Raw genomic sequence first — 14,873 nt, 5'->3', positions numbered from 1 at the left:
TGACGACCATAGCGAGCGGGAACCACCTGATCCCTTGCCGAACTCAGTAGTGAAACCGCTCAGCGCCGATGGTAGTGTGGGGTCTCCCCATGCGAGAGTAGGTCATCGTCAGGCACTTATCTGAAAAATCCCCCCGGGCTTATGCCCGGGGGGATTTTTTTTGCGCGTGGGGTGAAGGGTAAGTCGTGAATCGTGAATAGAAACCTCACACTGACTCACCACTCACCACTCACCACTCACCACTCACCACTCACCACTCACCACTCACCACTCACTCTTCCTAACGTGCGGTTTTCTGGCGTTTTGTGTCAGAATGCTATGTCCAAGGAGGAGTGACATGACACAAATGCACTGGGAGCAGCTGCTTTCACCACAGCGTCTTCACGATAAGCGCTCAGATAGCCATTTAGACAATACACGTGAAATAGGCCGTAGCCCCTTCCATAAAGACCACGATCGTATCGTCTTCTCTGGCTCGTTTCGTCGTCTAGGACGGAAAACGCAGGTGCACCCGCTGACAGAGAATGACCACATACATACTCGCTTAACGCACTCACTTGAAGTGGGGTGTGTCGGCCGTTCGTTGGGGATGATCGTTGGCGAGCTGTTGCAGGAGCGTTTGCCTTCATGGATTTCACCGGCTGATCTGGGGGTGATCGTCCAGACGGCATGTCTTGGACACGATATCGGCAACCCACCGTTTGGGCATGCCGGCGAATATGCGATTCGCGACTGGTTTCAGCGGGCAGAAGTGAGCGGCTGGCTCGATGGGCTCACGCAAGCCGAGCGCAATGACCTACTGACCTATGAAGGCAATGCGCAAGGCTTTCGGGTGACTACGCAAATTGAGTACAACCAGTTTCAGGGTGGAATGCGCTTGACCACGGCAACGCTCGGGACGCTATTAAAATACCCGTGGGCGGTAACTCACCGCAGCCAGGCGGGAAAGTTCGGCGCTTATCAATCCGAATTGCCCCTATTGCGTGATGTCGCGGAGGCGCTAGGCTTGCTGCCACAAGGAGAAGACCGCTGGTGTCGCCATCCCCTTGCATGGCTGGTCGAAGCGGCGGACGATATCTGTTACGCCCTACTGGATCTTGAAGACGGCCTGGAAATGGGCATCCTACGCTATGAAGAAGTGGCTGATATTCTTCAACATATCGCCGGGGAAGTACCCGCAGAGTACGCGCAGATGCAGGCGCGCGGTGTGTCTCAGCGTCGTTGTATTGCGCTGCTACGCGGGGCTGCCATGGAGCGCGCAGTGAACGAAGTGGGCGCGGTATTCGTGCAGCACGAGCAAGCCCTATTAAACGGCCGCCTAGACGCCGACTTATTAGAGCTTTGTCATCCCGATTTGGGGTGGGGTGTGCAAGCGGCGAAACAACTTGCCCGCGAGCGAATATTCCAAAATGAGCGCAAAGCCAAGCTGGAAATCGGCGCCTATACGACGCTGGGAATTCTCCTTGAGGCTTTTATTGGCGCCGCATACGAGCTCCATCAAACCGGACGGTCGTCGTTTAAACATCAGCGCGTTCTAGCTCTGATAGGCGAAAACCGGCCGCAGCGTGAATGGCCGTTGTACGATAGTTACCGGCGTATGCTCGATTTTATCGGTGGCATGACGGATCACTATGCGGTGGATTTAGCCCAGGAGATGGGTGGAAAGTTGAAAGGTGATTGAAATCCTCAAATTATACTGAGGGCTGGCGTAAATGCTTAAGCGCCATCAAGCGCGCCCGTTCCAGCAGAAGATAAATGATCTTGTCGTGGATGGCATCGCTTAGCTCGCCAGGTTTTAACTCGGCGAGTTGGCGTGACAATGTATCGCCACTGACGACGAGCACATCGTTAGCCGCATCGCGGGTATCAATCTCCCAACCGGGTAGCACTAAAACGCCGCGAACCGGAACACGCAAACCACAGCGTTTTTCTAGCCACTGACTTAGCCACTGCTCCGCCTGACGTGTTTTATACAGAGGTCGGCGTTCTTGCCAGTGTGGAAAGCGTAGCCGCTCGCGTTCAACAAATACCTGATTTAATTCGCGCCCATCCGAGCCAATAGCGCGGGTGCGCGCCCTTGTTTCCACCACAAATACACCGTGGGGCGTGACGACAACATGGTCGATGGTAAAGCTATCAGTGGGCACGTCATGAAAAACGTAGAAAGGGTGCGCATCGGGGCGAATAAGACGCTCAAGCTCCTGTCCGACGGCGAGGTCACACGCTAAGCCTAATTTTAACCGCCGAATGCGCTGATAGTCGCGAATAAGAAGCAGCGAAAAAAGCAGCACCAACAGCGTACTTAGCAAGCCATAAAGGGCCCACTCGATCCAGTATTGCCGTTCGACGAACAGCATGCGCCCCATGCCATAAACCAGCGGGGCTAGGCTGATGAGTGGTCCTATAGTGCCGTGCAAAAAGAGGCTGGAAAAGGCGTTATCGAGTCGGTTGCGCAATGCTTGCCCGGGGGCACATAAAGGGTGTGCGTCGAAAGGCGAGTGAACACGTCCGTCGTGTAGGCTACGAAGCGCCAACACAATACCGCCCATGGCGGCCATGGGGAAAAGAAAAATCAGCGGTAATAAGTATTCCAGCCAAACCATGCCATTGCCTTGTCGGGTTGCGGCTAGTGTCACCCTGAGGTTAAAGGGGAAATGCCTTAACCGCCAGCCAATTTGACGGTATAACCTAGCTCGGTCAGCGCTTGTTTCAGCGCCTCACGCTGATCGCCTTGAATTTCAATCACGCCGTTTTTCACTGCACCGCCGGTGCCGCAACGCTTTTTTAACCGCTTAGCTAAGGCCGTTAGCTCGCTCTCAGGCAAAGGGATGCCCGTTAGGGTTGTTACGCCCTTGCCTTTGCGCCCGCTGGTTTCACGGCGAATGCGAACGATGCCATCCAGCGCGGCGATGCGTTCCTGTTCGGCCAGCTCCTCGCAACGGCACTTGTCCAGTGGCTCGCGGCATGCCGGGCATGTATCGCCTTGGTCGGTAGAGTAGACCAGCCCGCCGAGCTGATCGCGTAATGAGGGCATGATTACGCTCCTTTTATGGTCGTACTTTTGGCCGTTAAAGCCTTCGCATCGCATCGCTGTCGCGTTAGGCGCTCAACCACGGTGGGTAGCTGATACATGCTGCTGATCATGATGGCCCCTTCAGGGGTCATTTCAGCGTCAGGGAAGCGGTTTAAATGAATGACGGTCATACCGGCTTCGAGCGCGGCTTGAACGCCAACCAGCGCATCATCAATCGCAATACAATCCCGGGCAGCAAACCCCATAATGCTTGCGGCATGCAGATGTAAGCAGGGTTCTGGCTTCCAGCAGTTGGCGGTATAGCCGCTAAACAGTCGCTCGCCAAAATACTCACTGAGTCCCGTCGTGTGAAGGGCAGTACGAATTTTATTCTCTGGGCCATTCGAGACCACGGCGCTTGTGTAGGCGCTGAGCTGGGTGAGCGCTTCCTGGGCGCCGGGTATGGTAGTCAGTTCGTGGGCCAAGCGCTCGGCAAGGTTCGCGCGCATGGCGCTTTCCATGATATCGAGCTGGTCGGCGGCCACCTCGCCATGACGTGTTTGTAACTCTGCAACGATGCGGCGAAAACGGGCTCCGCGAAATTCGCCCATGTAATCAGAAGCGGCAAAAGGCAAACCGACGGCCTTAAGGCCAATGGCCATCTCTTCTGCCAGCAGTGGCTCGCTATCCACTAACGTACCATCGCAATCAAACAGCAGAAGAGGCAGAAACATCGTCAATCCTTGCAACGCCCTAGGCGTGCTTATCGGACACAAAAGAAAAATGCTAGTAAAGAGATAATATTTTACGACGTTAGCGAACGGTGTTCTATCTCTTTTCCTGCCCAAAGTGGGTGCTAAATAAAAAGGCAGCCACATTGAGCTGCCTTTAAGAGCCATTATTTAAGGCCGTTATTTCACCTTGGGGGCGAGCTCACCGCTTTCGTAGCGCTTGAACATCGCTTCGAGGTTGATCGGTTTGATCTTTGAGGCATTGCCAGCCGTGCCGAAAGCCTCGTAACGTGCGATACACAGATCGCGCATGGCCGAAACGGTTTCCTTGAGGAATTTGCGCGGGTCGAACTCCGCCGGGTTCTCGGCGAGAAAGCGGCGTACCGCACCGGTGGAAGCGAGACGCAGGTCGGTGTCGATGTTGACCTTACGTACCCCGTGTTTGATGCCTTCGACGATTTCTTCTACCGGAACGCCGTAGGTTTCAGGGATTTCGCCGCCGTGACGGTTGATTACCTCAAGCCACTCCTGCGGTACCGAGGAGGAGCCGTGCATCACCAGGTGCGTATCGGGGATGCGTGCGTGGATCTCTTTAATGCGCTGGATGGAAAGGGTATCGCCGGTGGGCGGGCGCGTGAACTTGTAAGCGCCGTGGCTGGTGCCGATGGCAATGGCGAGCGCGTCCACGTGGGTGGCTTTGACGAATTCAGCGGCCTCTTCCGGGTCGGTTAAAAGCTGCTCCATGTCGAGCTTGCCTTCCGCGCCGATGCCGTCTTCTTCGCCGGCCATGCCGGTTTCCAGGCTACCCAAGCAACCCAGTTCACCCTCGACGGAGACACCGCAAGCGTGCGCCATTTCCACGGTGCGGCGCGTGACGTCGACATTGTAGGCGTAATCCATCGGCGTCTTGCCGTCTTCGCCAAGCGAGCCGTCCATCATTACCGAAGAGAAACCCAGCTGAATCGAGCGTTGGCATACCGCGGGGCTCGTGCCGTGGTCTTGGTGCATGGCGACCGGAATATGCGGAAACTCTTCGACGGCCGCTAAAATCAAGTGGCGCAGAAACGGCGCCCCGGCATATTTACGCGCACCGGCAGACGCCTGAATGATGACCGGCGAATCGGTCTTATCGGCGGCTTCCATAATCGCGCGCATCTGCTCAAGGTTGTTGACGTTAAATGCCGGAATGCCGTAGCCGTACTCGGCGGCGTGATCCAGCATTTGGCGCATGCTGATTAAAGCCATGGGGACACCTTACTTTAGTGGTCTATAGTGGTTTGTATGAATGCGTAAACGTGCAAATGATGACGTATTAACCGTGCTGGGCGGCGGCCTCTAGCGCAGCGACGGCAGGCAGCGTTTTGCCCTCAACGTACTCCAAGAACGCCCCGCCACCGGTGGAGATATAAGAAATATGCTCAGCGATGGCGTATTTATCGATGGCGGCTAGCGTATCGCCACCGCCCGCGATGGAAAAGGCCGGGCTTTCGGCGATGGCCTTCGAGATCACTTCGGTACCCTTACCGAACTGGTCGATCTCGAAAACGCCCAGCGGGCCGTTCCATAAAATGGTACCCGCCTCTCTTAGCAGGCTGGCCAAGTGCACGGCAGTTTCGGGGCCGATATCCAGAATCATTTCATCATCGCCAACTTGGTCAACCGGCTTCACCGTAGCCTGCGCCGACTCAGAAAACTCAGTGGCCACCACCACATCGGTGGGTAGCGGAATATCGACTGTTTTCATCAGCGTTTTAGCCTGCGCAATCAAATCAGCCTCGTGAAGCGATTTGCCCACATTGTAACCTGCTGCGGCGATGAAAGTGTTGGCGATACCGCCCCCCACAATGAGCTGATCGCACGTCTCGGAGAGCGCATTCAGTACGTCGAGTTTGGTGGATACTTTGGAGCCGCCAACGATAGCCGCCATCGGCCGCGCCGGGTGGGCCAGTGCTTTCTCCAGCGCTTCGAGCTCGTTGGCGAGAAGCGGGCCAGCACATGCCTGAGGCGCAAAGCGAGCAACGCCGTGGGTTGACGCCTGAGCGCGGTGAGCGGTGCCGAACGCATCCATCACGAAAACATCGCACAGCGCGGCATATTGCTTGGCAAGTGCTTCGTCGTCCTTTTTCTCGCCTTTGTTGAAGCGCACGTTTTCTAACAGGACGACCTCGCCATCGGCCAGTTCAAGGTTGCCGCCCAGGTAGTCTTTTACCAGCTTGACGGGGCGCCCCAATAGCTCGCCAAGATGGGTGGCCACCGGTGCTAAGGAAAATTCCTCGGCAGGCTCGCCTTCCGTGGGGCGGCCGAGGTGGCTCATCAGCAGCACTTTCGCGCCGGCGTCAACGGCGGCTTGAATCGTCGGCAACACCGCGCGCAGGCGGGCGTCGCTGGAGACACTGCCGTTTTTGACCGGGACGTTCAGGTCTTCACGAATCAGTACGCGTTGCCCGTTTAGCGGCAGGTCGGTCATTTTTTGCACGTTCATGCGAAGCTGTCCTCGTATTGATAGCGGTAAAGAGAGTCGATCAGTTCGTTAAAGGCATCACGCGGGATTGCGAGCAAAGCGTCGCTAGGTGCAGGCTGATATCCAGCATGCGGTTGGCAAATCCCCACTCATTGTCAAACCAACAAAACAGTTTGACGAGCCGCGTGCCGGCGACACGGGTTTGAGTGGCATCGACGATGCCGGAGCGCGGGTCATGATTAAAGTCAATTGACGCCATGGGTGTCTCCGTATAGCCGAGCACGCCATTGAGCCGTGTTTGGCTCGCCGTTTGCAGTAGGCGATTGACCTCATGCGCGTGAGTATCGCGGCGCACTGTGATGGCCATGTCCATGGCCGAGACGTTGATCGTAGGGACCCGCATGTGCAGGCACTCAAAGCGGTCAGTCAGTGAGGGCATCAAGCGGCCAATACCACGAGAAAGCCCGGTATCGACCGGCACAATCGACTGCATCGCCGAGCGTGTCAAGCGCAGGTCGGTCTGGTGGTACGCATCGATGACGGGCTGATCGTTCATTGCCGAATGAATGGTGGTGGTAACGCCGTGATCCACCCCGAGCGCTTCATCTAACACCGTGAGTAGCGGCACGAGGCAATTCGTGGTGCAGGACGCGGCAGAGAGAATACGTTGTCGAGCATCCAGTATGTCGTGATTGATGCCCCACACAATCGTGGCGTCGACGTCTCTCTCCGCCGGCTGGGAGAAAAGCAACCGCTTGGCGCCAGCCGCTAGATGCTGCTCGGCGGTGGCGCGATCCTTAAAACTGCCGGAGCACTCCAGTACAAGATCCACGTCGAGTGAGCGCCAAGGGAGCTTTGCCGGGTCAGTTTCATTCAACACGCGAATGTACTGACCGTTGATGATCAGGTGGTCGGCACCGTTTTCTTCTGCGTGTTCCACCTTGCCGGGAAAGCGTCCATGGGTCGTGTCAAAACGGGTTAGGTAAGCGATGGTGGCAAGATCTGAGAGCTCGTTGATGGCCACCACTTGAAGGTGGGGCAGCTCGCGCTCCACCAGCGCGCGCAGCACGCACTGTCCGATGCGGCCGTAACCGTTGATGGCGATGCGGTAGGGGGCAACTGGCTCTCCCATGTCTCTCCTCGATTCGCAGGCTGTTATCCGCCGAGCAAGCGCCAAGCCAATGGCAGAAGAAGGGCAGTAAAAATTCCGGTCAGGCTCATGCCCAGCGACGCAAAGGCGCCCGCAGTGGGGCCGATTTCAAACGCCCGTACCGTGCCGAGCGCATGGCCGTTGAGGCCGAGCGCAAAGCCAATCAAGCGTTCGTCACGAATCTTCATCACCCGCGCCACCAGGCTGACAAAGGCAATGGCGGCGACGCCGGTAATCAGCAGCGCCCCCATTAAAAGCGCCACCGAGCCGCCGAGCTGTTCGGTGATGCCAATGGCGATTGGCGCGGTAACCGATTTGGCTGCCAATGAGGCCATGACGTGGTCGGAGGCGCCCATCAGCTTCGCGATGCCCACGGCATAAAACGCAGCAAGGCTGGCGCTGATTGGTAAACAGATGGCAAGCGGGCGCCACAGCTCACGAATCCGCGGCAACTGCTGGTAGAGCGGCATCCCCAGCGCCACCGTGGCGGGGCCGAGTAACACGGAAAGCCAAGCGGCGCCGTCTTGATAAGCGGTGTAATGAATGCCGCTGATAGCGAGAAAGCCCGCGAGCAGCAGTGCCGCCATCAGGATTCCCGGTAGCCATGGCGGCTGCTTTAAGCGCCGAAATAGCGCCATACCCAGCAAGTAGGCGGCAAGCGTCAGCCCAACGGCAAACAGCGGAGTTTCGGTTAGCCGCTCGATCAGCGGTTCACTCAGCATGATGACCTCGCATGAGGCGCTGCATTAACCATAGCGTGGTCACAACGCTAAGCAGCGTGCCCAGCACCAACCCGACGAGAATCGCCGTCCACTGCCCGACAAGCTCGCCGGCGATAAAGAACACGCCCACAACGCCGGGCATAATCAGCATCGCTAACAGGGCAATCAGCGGTTGCGCCGCACAGGCCACGCTCTCAGGGACGCCGCCTCGCAGGGCGAGCGTGATGCATAATAAAAGCATCCCGATCACCCCGGAAGAAACCGGCAAAACGGTGAAATACACCACCACTTCACCGATGAGCCAGAAGCTGATTAGCCACAGAAAACCGCTCAGTGCCGCCATAATCGCTGGCATATGAACGTGTTAGTGTTGGCTGAGCAGTTCACTTGCCTGCTTCACCACGTTATCGACGGTAAAGCCAAAGTGCTTGAACAGATCGCCTGCCGGGGCGGATTCGCCGTAGGTGGTCATGCCAATCACGCGGCCACCTAAGCCCACGTATTTGTACCAGTAGTCGGCATGGCCCGCTTCGATGGCAATACGCTTGGTGACGTGGCTGGGCAAAACGCGTTCACGGTACTCGGTGTCCTGGCCATTGAAGCGGTACGTAGAGGGCATGGATACCACGCGCACCGCGTGCCCGGCGCTATCCAGTTCGGCGGCAGCGTCCATGGCCAATGCGACTTCCGAACCCGTGGCGATCAAAATCAGTTCCGGCGTGCCGTCGCTGTCTTTAAGCACATAGCCGCCGCGCTGGATATCGGCCAGCTGGGTTGTGCTGCGTGTTTGGTGCGGCAAGTTCTGGCGCGAGAGCACCAGCGCTGACGGGCCAGAGTGGCGCTTGAGCGCAGCATCCCAGGAGGCAGCCGTTTCGGCGGCATCGCAAGGGCGCCAGGTACACAAATTGGGCGTGGTACGTAGGCTGGTAAGCTGCTCAATGGGCTGGTGCGTCGGGCCGTCTTCGCCGAGACCGATAGAGTCATGGGTGAAGACGTAAATCGCCTGCTGCCCCATCAAGGAGGCCATCCGCACGGCGTTGCGCATGTACTCCATAAAGATCAGGAAGGTCGCACCGTAAGTGACGAAACCGCCATGCAGCGCGATGCCGTTCATGATCGCGCCCATGCCAAATTCGCGCACGCCGTAGTGCAGGTAGTTGCCGCTGGCATCGTCTGGGGTGATCGCTTTGGCGCCGTTCCAGAACGTAAGGTTAGACGGGGCAAGGTCGGCGCTACCGCCGAGTAGCTCTGGCATTTGCGGGCCAAGCGTGTTGAGCGCGGCGAGCGATGCCTTGCGTGAGGCAATATTCTCGCCTTTCTCTTGAGCTTGTTGCACCAGTGCTTCGCTGGAGAGCTCCGTCGGCAGCTGCCCCTTGATGCGGCGCTTGAACTCGCGTGCTTCACTGGGGAAGGCCTCGGCGTAACGGCTAAAGCGCTCTTCCCACGCTTGCTGGCGGTTTTTACCCGCGTCGCGTGCATCCCAGGCGGAGTAAATCGGCTCAGGAATATGGAACGGTGCGTGAGGCCAGTCGAGTTGTTTACGTGCAGCGGCGACTTCGTCGTCACCCAGCGGCGCGCCATGCGCTTCCTCTTTACCCTGCTTGTTGGGGGCGCCAAAACCGATAATGGTTTTGCAGATGATCAGGCTGGGCTTGTCACTGTTCTGCTTGGCAAGCTCAATGGCCGCTTGAATCTCATCGGGCTTGTGACCATCGACGTTAGGCACGACATGCCAGCCGTAGGCCTCAAAGCGCTTAGCGGTATCGTCAGTAAACCAGCCGTCTACCTCGCCGTCGATGGAGATGCCGTTGTCATCGTAGAACGTAATCAGCTTGCCCAGCTGTTGCGTGCCGGCGAACGACGCGACCTCGTGGGAGATGCCTTCCATCAGGCAGCCATCGCCCACAAAGCACCATGTGTGGTGATCGACGATGGAGTGGCCGGGGCGGTTGAACTGCGCGCCCAGCGTTTTTTCTGCCATCGCCATGCCCACGGCATTGGCTAAGCCCTGACCCAGCGGGCCGGTGGTGGTTTCAATACCCGGCGCGTAGCCGTACTCCGGGTGGCCCGCGGTGGGCGAGTGGAGTTGGCGGAAGTTGCGCAGCTGCTCAAGGCTTAAATCGTAGCCGCTTAGGTGCAAAAGCGAATAGAGCAACATCGAGCCATGGCCGTTGGAGAGCACAAAGCGGTCACGGTCGGGCCATTTGGGGTCTTCGGGGTTATGCTTGAGGTTGTCATTCCACAGCACTTCAGCGATATCCGCCATACCCATGGGCGCGCCAGGGTGGCCAGATTTAGCTTTCTGAACGGCGTCCATGGAAAGGGCGCGAATGGCATTGGCCAGCTCAAAACGGGACGGCATGGGGGTGCTCCTCGCCTGCAAACGGAAATAATAAGGGCGCTATTGTCGCTGACTTCGGCAGCGGCGGCAAATTCTACCGCGCTGTCGTGGGGGTAGAGTCTGGGAAGCACTGCCAACAGCGTGTAAACTCTGCCTCCCGGAGTGGGTTACCCGCTTCTTTATATTATGTGGGCAGGGCACTCCTGCCGTGATTTCCTGCTGATGCTGTATGCCGCAGCCGTCACCCAGAGGGTCAAGAGCGCGATGAGCGAATATTCCCTGTTTACCTCCGAGTCAGTTTCCGAAGGCCATCCCGATAAAATTGCCGATCAAATTTCTGATGCGGTTTTAGACGCCATTATCGCCCGCGACAAACAGGCGCGCGTGGCCTGTGAAACCATGGTCAAAACCGGTGTCGCGATTATCGCCGGTGAAATCAGCACCAATGCCTGGGTGGATCTCGAAACCTTGGTGCGCGAGGTGATTACCGACATCGGCTATACGTCTTCCGACGTGGGCTATGATGGCGCTACCTGCGGCGTGGTGAACCTGATCGGCAAGCAGAGTGTCGATATCGCCCAGGGCGTTGACCGCAGCAAACCAGAAGACCAAGGCGCGGGTGACCAGGGCCTGATGTTTGGCTATGCCACCAACGAAACCGCCTCGATGATGCCGGCGCCGATCCACTACGCGCACCGCTTGGTCGAGCGCCAGGCGGAGCTGCGCAAGCACGGCCTGCTACCGTGGCTACGCCCGGATGCCAAAAGCCAGGTGACCTTCCGCTACGATGCCAACGGCCAGCCCTGCGGCGTCGATGCCGTGGTGCTTTCCACCCAGCACAACCCCGAGATCGATCAGGAAGAACTGCGTAAGATGGTCAAGCATGAAATCATCGATCAGGTGATTCCGGCTGAGTGGCTAGATGACAAAACGCAGTATCACATCAACCCGACCGGCAAGTTTGTGATCGGCGGCCCGGTAGGCGATTGCGGATTGACCGGGCGTAAAATCATCGTCGATACCTACGGCGGTATGGCCCGCCACGGCGGCGGGGCGTTCTCGGGCAAAGACCCGTCCAAGGTTGACCGCAGCGCCGCGTATGCGGGCCGTTACGTGGCCAAAAACATCGTTGCCGCCGGACTTGCCGACAAGTGTGAAATTCAAGTGTCCTATGCCATCGGCGTGGCCGAGCCGACGTCGGTCTCCATCGACACCTTCGGCACGGGCAAAATTGATGACGCCCAGATCGTCAAACTGGTGCGCGAGCACTTTGATCTGCGCCCGTTCGCCATCACCAAGATGCTCGACCTGCTGCACCCGATGTATCAGCTAACGGCGGCCTACGGCCACTTTGGCCGCGAGCCATTCGAGCACCGCTACCACTGGATCAACGATAAAGGCGAAGAGCAGGTCGAGACCTTTACCGCCTTCCCGTGGGAAAAAACCGACAAGGCGGAAGCATTGCGCGAAGCCGCTGCGTTGTAAGCTTTTTCTTAACGCTATGTAAGCGAAAGCGGAAAACGCCAGAAAATGCCCCTTTGGCTCAGGCCGGGGGTATTTTTGTTTCCATCGAGGCAAACCGCTGGGCTAGGCTGACAGAAATATTTTGGAGGCGATGGCAATGCGCAAGTGGTGCTGGGTGGGAGCAGGGTGTGTCGTGATGCTGATGGTCGTGCTTACCGTTCAGGCGGCACCCGTTCAGACGGCTCAGTGCCCCGGGTGGTCGGAAGACCGGTTGGAGGCCGAAATTGAAGCGCTTGGCGAACGTGTCGCGCGTTGGGATCGCGCTTATTATTCTTCTCAAGGAAATCAAGACAGCGCCTCGCCGGTGGCCGATGAGATTTACGATCAAGCGGTAGCGCGCTTAGAGCAGTGGCGCCGCTGTGCCGGCGCACCAACCCCCCACGTACCTGAGCGACGCGTGACCTCAAGCAGTGATGCACGCGAGCACCCCGTGGCGCAAACCGGGCTAGAAAAGCGCGATGAAACCGGCGTGAAGCGCTGGACGAGCCGCCGTGACGATCTCTGGATTCAACCTAAAGTAGACGGCGTGGCGGTCACACTGCACTACGTCGACGGTGAGCTTAACGCGGCGGTAAGTCGCGGTGATGGCGAACGCGGCCAAGACTGGACCGAGCGTGCCCGCGCGATCCCCGCCATCCCCAATGTGCTGCCCGAGCCAGTGTCCGCCGTGTTGCAAGGCGAGCTTTACTGGCGCATGGAGCAGCACATTCAGGCGAAGCACGCCCATCGCCGCGCGCGCAGCCAAGTAGCGGGCGCGATGGCACAGCATCAACCCGATGAGGCAACATTAACCCGCATCGGGCTTTTTGTGTGGGGCTGGCCCGACGGGCCGACCCGCATGCGCGAGCGGCTAGCGCAATTAACCGCGCTCGGATTTGATACCGCCGATTACACCCATACGCTGGACGAGCGCCGCGATGCGGCTTTCTGGCGCGAGCGCTGGTTTCGTGAGCCGCTGCCGTTTGCCACCGATGGCGTGGTCCTCAAGCAAGACGAACGCCCCGGTGTTAAGCGCTGGTCAAGCACACCGCCCGAGTGGGCACTGGCGTGGAAATACCCCGCCCAACAGGCGCTGGCCGAAGTGCGTGGCATTGAGTTTCGCGTTGGGCGTACCGGGCGGGTGACACCGCTGGTGTGGCTCAACCCGGTAGAGCTGGAAGGACGACGCATTAGCCGCGTTTCGTTAGGCTCGCTGGAGCACTGGGCGTCCATGGACGTTCGCCCCGGCGACCATGTGGCGGTGACCCTTGGCGGGCTGACCATTCCGCAGCTGGATACGGTGGTGTGGCCCGCGCAAGCGCGCATGACGTTAACGGTGCCGAGCGCAGACGACTATCATTTGCTGAGTTGCTTCACCTTGGAGGCAGAAAAATTCCGTTGTGACAGCCAGCTGCTGGCGCGGCTAACGCACCTGGGTGAGGCATTGGGGATGCACGGTGTCGGTGAGGGCACTTGGCGTGCACTGCTCGACGCAGGTGCTGTTACCTCGCTGCTTGACTGGTTATCGCTGGATCACACCGACCTCACCCGCGTGCCGGGGATTGGAGAGGCCTCCGCGACCCAACTGGTGGAACGTTTTCATGCCGCCCAGGAACAGCCGTTTCACGCCTGGTTAGACGCACTGGGCGCGCCACCGGGCAGCGAGCAAGCCAGCGGTGATTGGGCAACGCTTTCTGCTTACCAACGTGAACAGTGGCAAGCGTTGCCAGGCGTTGGGCCGGTGCGCGCTGACGCGCTGATAGCGTTTTTCAGCCACCCGCAGGTGCGGCGCATGGCCGGACAACTTCAGCAGGCGGGTATTGCCGGTTTTTAGCTCACTCAATCACTAACCCAGCCCGGTGAGACGCACCATCAAGCCGAGATACAGCGGAATCAAAAAGGGCGCCATCAACGTGGTGACCAACACGGCTAATGCGCCTTTTTGCGGCGCAATCCCCAGCTCCATCGCCACCACGACGACGTTGGCCGCCATGGGCACCACGCCGAGTAGCAAAATTGCCATGGCGAGTTCCGGTGACAGCGCTACGGAGTACTGCAGCAGCAAGACAATGGCCAGCGTAGCCAGCGGCCATAGTCCGTAGCGTAGCATCACGCAGGCAGCCACCAGACGTGTATCCCAGGCAGCGAGCGTCACCTGACTTAACGTCATGCCAATGATCATCATGCCGAGCAGCGTATAAGTGGCGGGAAATACCTCAAGCGAGGTCATTAACGAGTCGGGCAGCGCCACGTCAAGGTGCGAGAGCAAAAGCGCCGCTAAAAAGGCATACAGCAGCGGCAAGCGCGCAATTTTTATCAGGCTCTGGCGTACGGAAAACTGCCCGCGAGCGCTGACGTAAAATCCCACCGTAAACTCATACAGCGTGACGCCTAAAATACAGAACAGATAAAGTGTTATGCCCTCGGGTGGCAGTACGATCATCGCCACCGGCAAACCAAAGTAGCCGGTGTTGCCCGTGCCCGCGGAAAAGGCCAACAGTGCGCCTTCCTGCGCACCAAAGCGCTGGTGCGTGAGCGCACGAACGGCGAGCGCAATGACGCTGCTGACGGTAAACAGAATCAGCGTGAGGAGCAGATACTCGGGTGTGGGGCCGCCATCCATTAATGCGCGAAAGAACGTTAATGGGGCGATCAAGTAGACCAACAGCGTGGCGATGGGGCGTGGGTCAACACGCAGCATTTTTGCGGCCAGCCAGCCTAAGCCGACAAAGCCGAGCAGCATCAATAGCGGCCCCATTAATGTATTAGCGGCAAGGTTCTCCATGGCTTTTTTCCTGGTGGTTTCTCATGCGGCTTTCCCTAAGGGGCGTCCATCATGAGCTGAATTAACGTTGGCGCGTGGAATCTTTCATTGGCCGTCGCGCTTTCAAACGGCCAAAATAGCGGATAATACAGCGCTATTATATTATCTCGTACTTAAACCGACTGACC

Annotated in this window: 13 protein-coding genes and 1 rRNA gene; 4 read left to right on the top strand and 10 right to left on the bottom strand. The window is 58.2% G+C overall.

Annotation, left to right across the window (positions count from 1 at the left end; all coding sequences use genetic code 11):
- A 5S ribosomal RNA gene (rrf, locus tag HZS81_RS17370) occupies nt 1–114 on the top strand; the annotation flags it as partial.
- Nucleotides 115–337: 223 nt separating this feature from the next.
- The gene (locus HZS81_RS17365; protein ID WP_179931780.1) at nt 338–1,681 is read left to right on the top strand and encodes a deoxyguanosinetriphosphate triphosphohydrolase; all 1,344 of its coding nucleotides are present in this window, start codon (nt 338–340) and stop codon (nt 1,679–1,681) included.
- A 10-nt stretch (nt 1,682–1,691) separates the two neighbouring features.
- Here the strand turns inward: HZS81_RS17365 and HZS81_RS17360 are convergent, their stop codons facing one another.
- From HZS81_RS17360 to tkt, 9 genes are all read right to left on the bottom strand, one after another.
- Entirely contained in the window at nt 1,692–2,603 is a 912-nt protein-coding gene (locus tag HZS81_RS17360; RefSeq protein ID WP_179931779.1) for a nuclease-related domain-containing protein, read from the bottom strand.
- A gap of 56 nt (nt 2,604–2,659) precedes the next feature.
- Nucleotides 2,660–3,034, bottom strand: a complete 375-nt coding sequence (locus HZS81_RS17355; RefSeq protein ID WP_179931778.1) for a translation initiation factor Sui1 — start codon at nt 3,032–3,034, stop codon at nt 2,660–2,662.
- Nucleotides 3,035–3,036: 2 nt separating this feature from the next.
- The gene (locus HZS81_RS17350; protein WP_179931777.1) at nt 3,037–3,747 is read right to left on the bottom strand and encodes an HAD-IA family hydrolase; all 711 of its coding nucleotides are present in this window, start codon (nt 3,745–3,747) and stop codon (nt 3,037–3,039) included.
- Nucleotides 3,748–3,924: 177 nt separating this feature from the next.
- Nucleotides 3,925–4,989: a class II fructose-bisphosphate aldolase gene (gene fba / locus HZS81_RS17345; protein ID WP_179931776.1), complete on the bottom strand. Its 1,065-nt coding sequence runs from the start codon at nt 4,987–4,989 to the stop codon at nt 3,925–3,927.
- A 67-nt stretch (nt 4,990–5,056) separates the two neighbouring features.
- Nucleotides 5,057–6,226, bottom strand: coding sequence for a phosphoglycerate kinase (locus HZS81_RS17340; protein ID WP_179931775.1), 1,170 nt, complete (start codon nt 6,224–6,226; stop codon nt 5,057–5,059).
- 40 nt (nt 6,227–6,266) lie between these two features.
- Nucleotides 6,267–7,337, bottom strand: coding sequence for a type I glyceraldehyde-3-phosphate dehydrogenase (locus tag HZS81_RS17335; RefSeq protein ID WP_179931774.1), 1,071 nt, complete (start codon nt 7,335–7,337; stop codon nt 6,267–6,269).
- A 23-nt stretch (nt 7,338–7,360) separates the two neighbouring features.
- Nucleotides 7,361–8,077, bottom strand: coding sequence for an LrgB family protein (locus HZS81_RS17330; RefSeq protein ID WP_179931773.1), 717 nt, complete (start codon nt 8,075–8,077; stop codon nt 7,361–7,363).
- Nucleotides 8,067–8,420: a CidA/LrgA family protein gene (locus HZS81_RS17325; RefSeq protein ID WP_179931782.1), complete on the bottom strand. Its 354-nt coding sequence runs from the start codon at nt 8,418–8,420 to the stop codon at nt 8,067–8,069. The genes HZS81_RS17330 and HZS81_RS17325 overlap by 11 nt, the downstream gene beginning before the upstream one ends.
- A 21-nt stretch (nt 8,421–8,441) precedes the next feature.
- Entirely contained in the window at nt 8,442–10,439 is a 1,998-nt protein-coding gene (gene tkt, locus HZS81_RS17320) for a transketolase (protein WP_179931772.1), read from the bottom strand.
- A gap of 243 nt (nt 10,440–10,682) precedes the next feature.
- On the opposite strand from tkt, the gene metK reads away from it, so the two are divergent.
- Complete coding sequence (gene metK / locus HZS81_RS17315) at nt 10,683–11,903, top strand: methionine adenosyltransferase (RefSeq protein WP_179931771.1); 1,221 nt, start codon at nt 10,683–10,685, stop codon at nt 11,901–11,903.
- Between the two features lie 136 nt (nt 11,904–12,039).
- Nucleotides 12,040–13,755 (top strand): NAD-dependent DNA ligase LigB, encoded by a 1,716-nt coding sequence (gene ligB, locus HZS81_RS17310; protein ID WP_338401877.1) that lies wholly within the window; start codon nt 12,040–12,042, stop codon nt 13,753–13,755.
- A gap of 12 nt (nt 13,756–13,767) precedes the next feature.
- Here ligB and HZS81_RS17305 read toward each other — a convergent pair whose 3' ends face one another.
- A complete protein-coding gene (locus HZS81_RS17305; RefSeq protein ID WP_179931770.1) occupies nt 13,768–14,706 on the bottom strand; it encodes an AEC family transporter in 939 nt (312 codons plus the stop codon).
- Between the last annotated feature and the right edge of the window lie 167 nt (nt 14,707–14,873).

This window comes from Vreelandella salicampi, from assembly GCF_013415105.1.
In the GTDB taxonomy this organism is placed as follows: Bacteria; Pseudomonadota; Gammaproteobacteria; order Pseudomonadales; family Halomonadaceae; genus Vreelandella; species Vreelandella salicampi.
The sequence above is the reverse complement of the archived record's forward strand: the minus strand, read 5'-3'. Positions and strand labels throughout refer to the sequence as shown.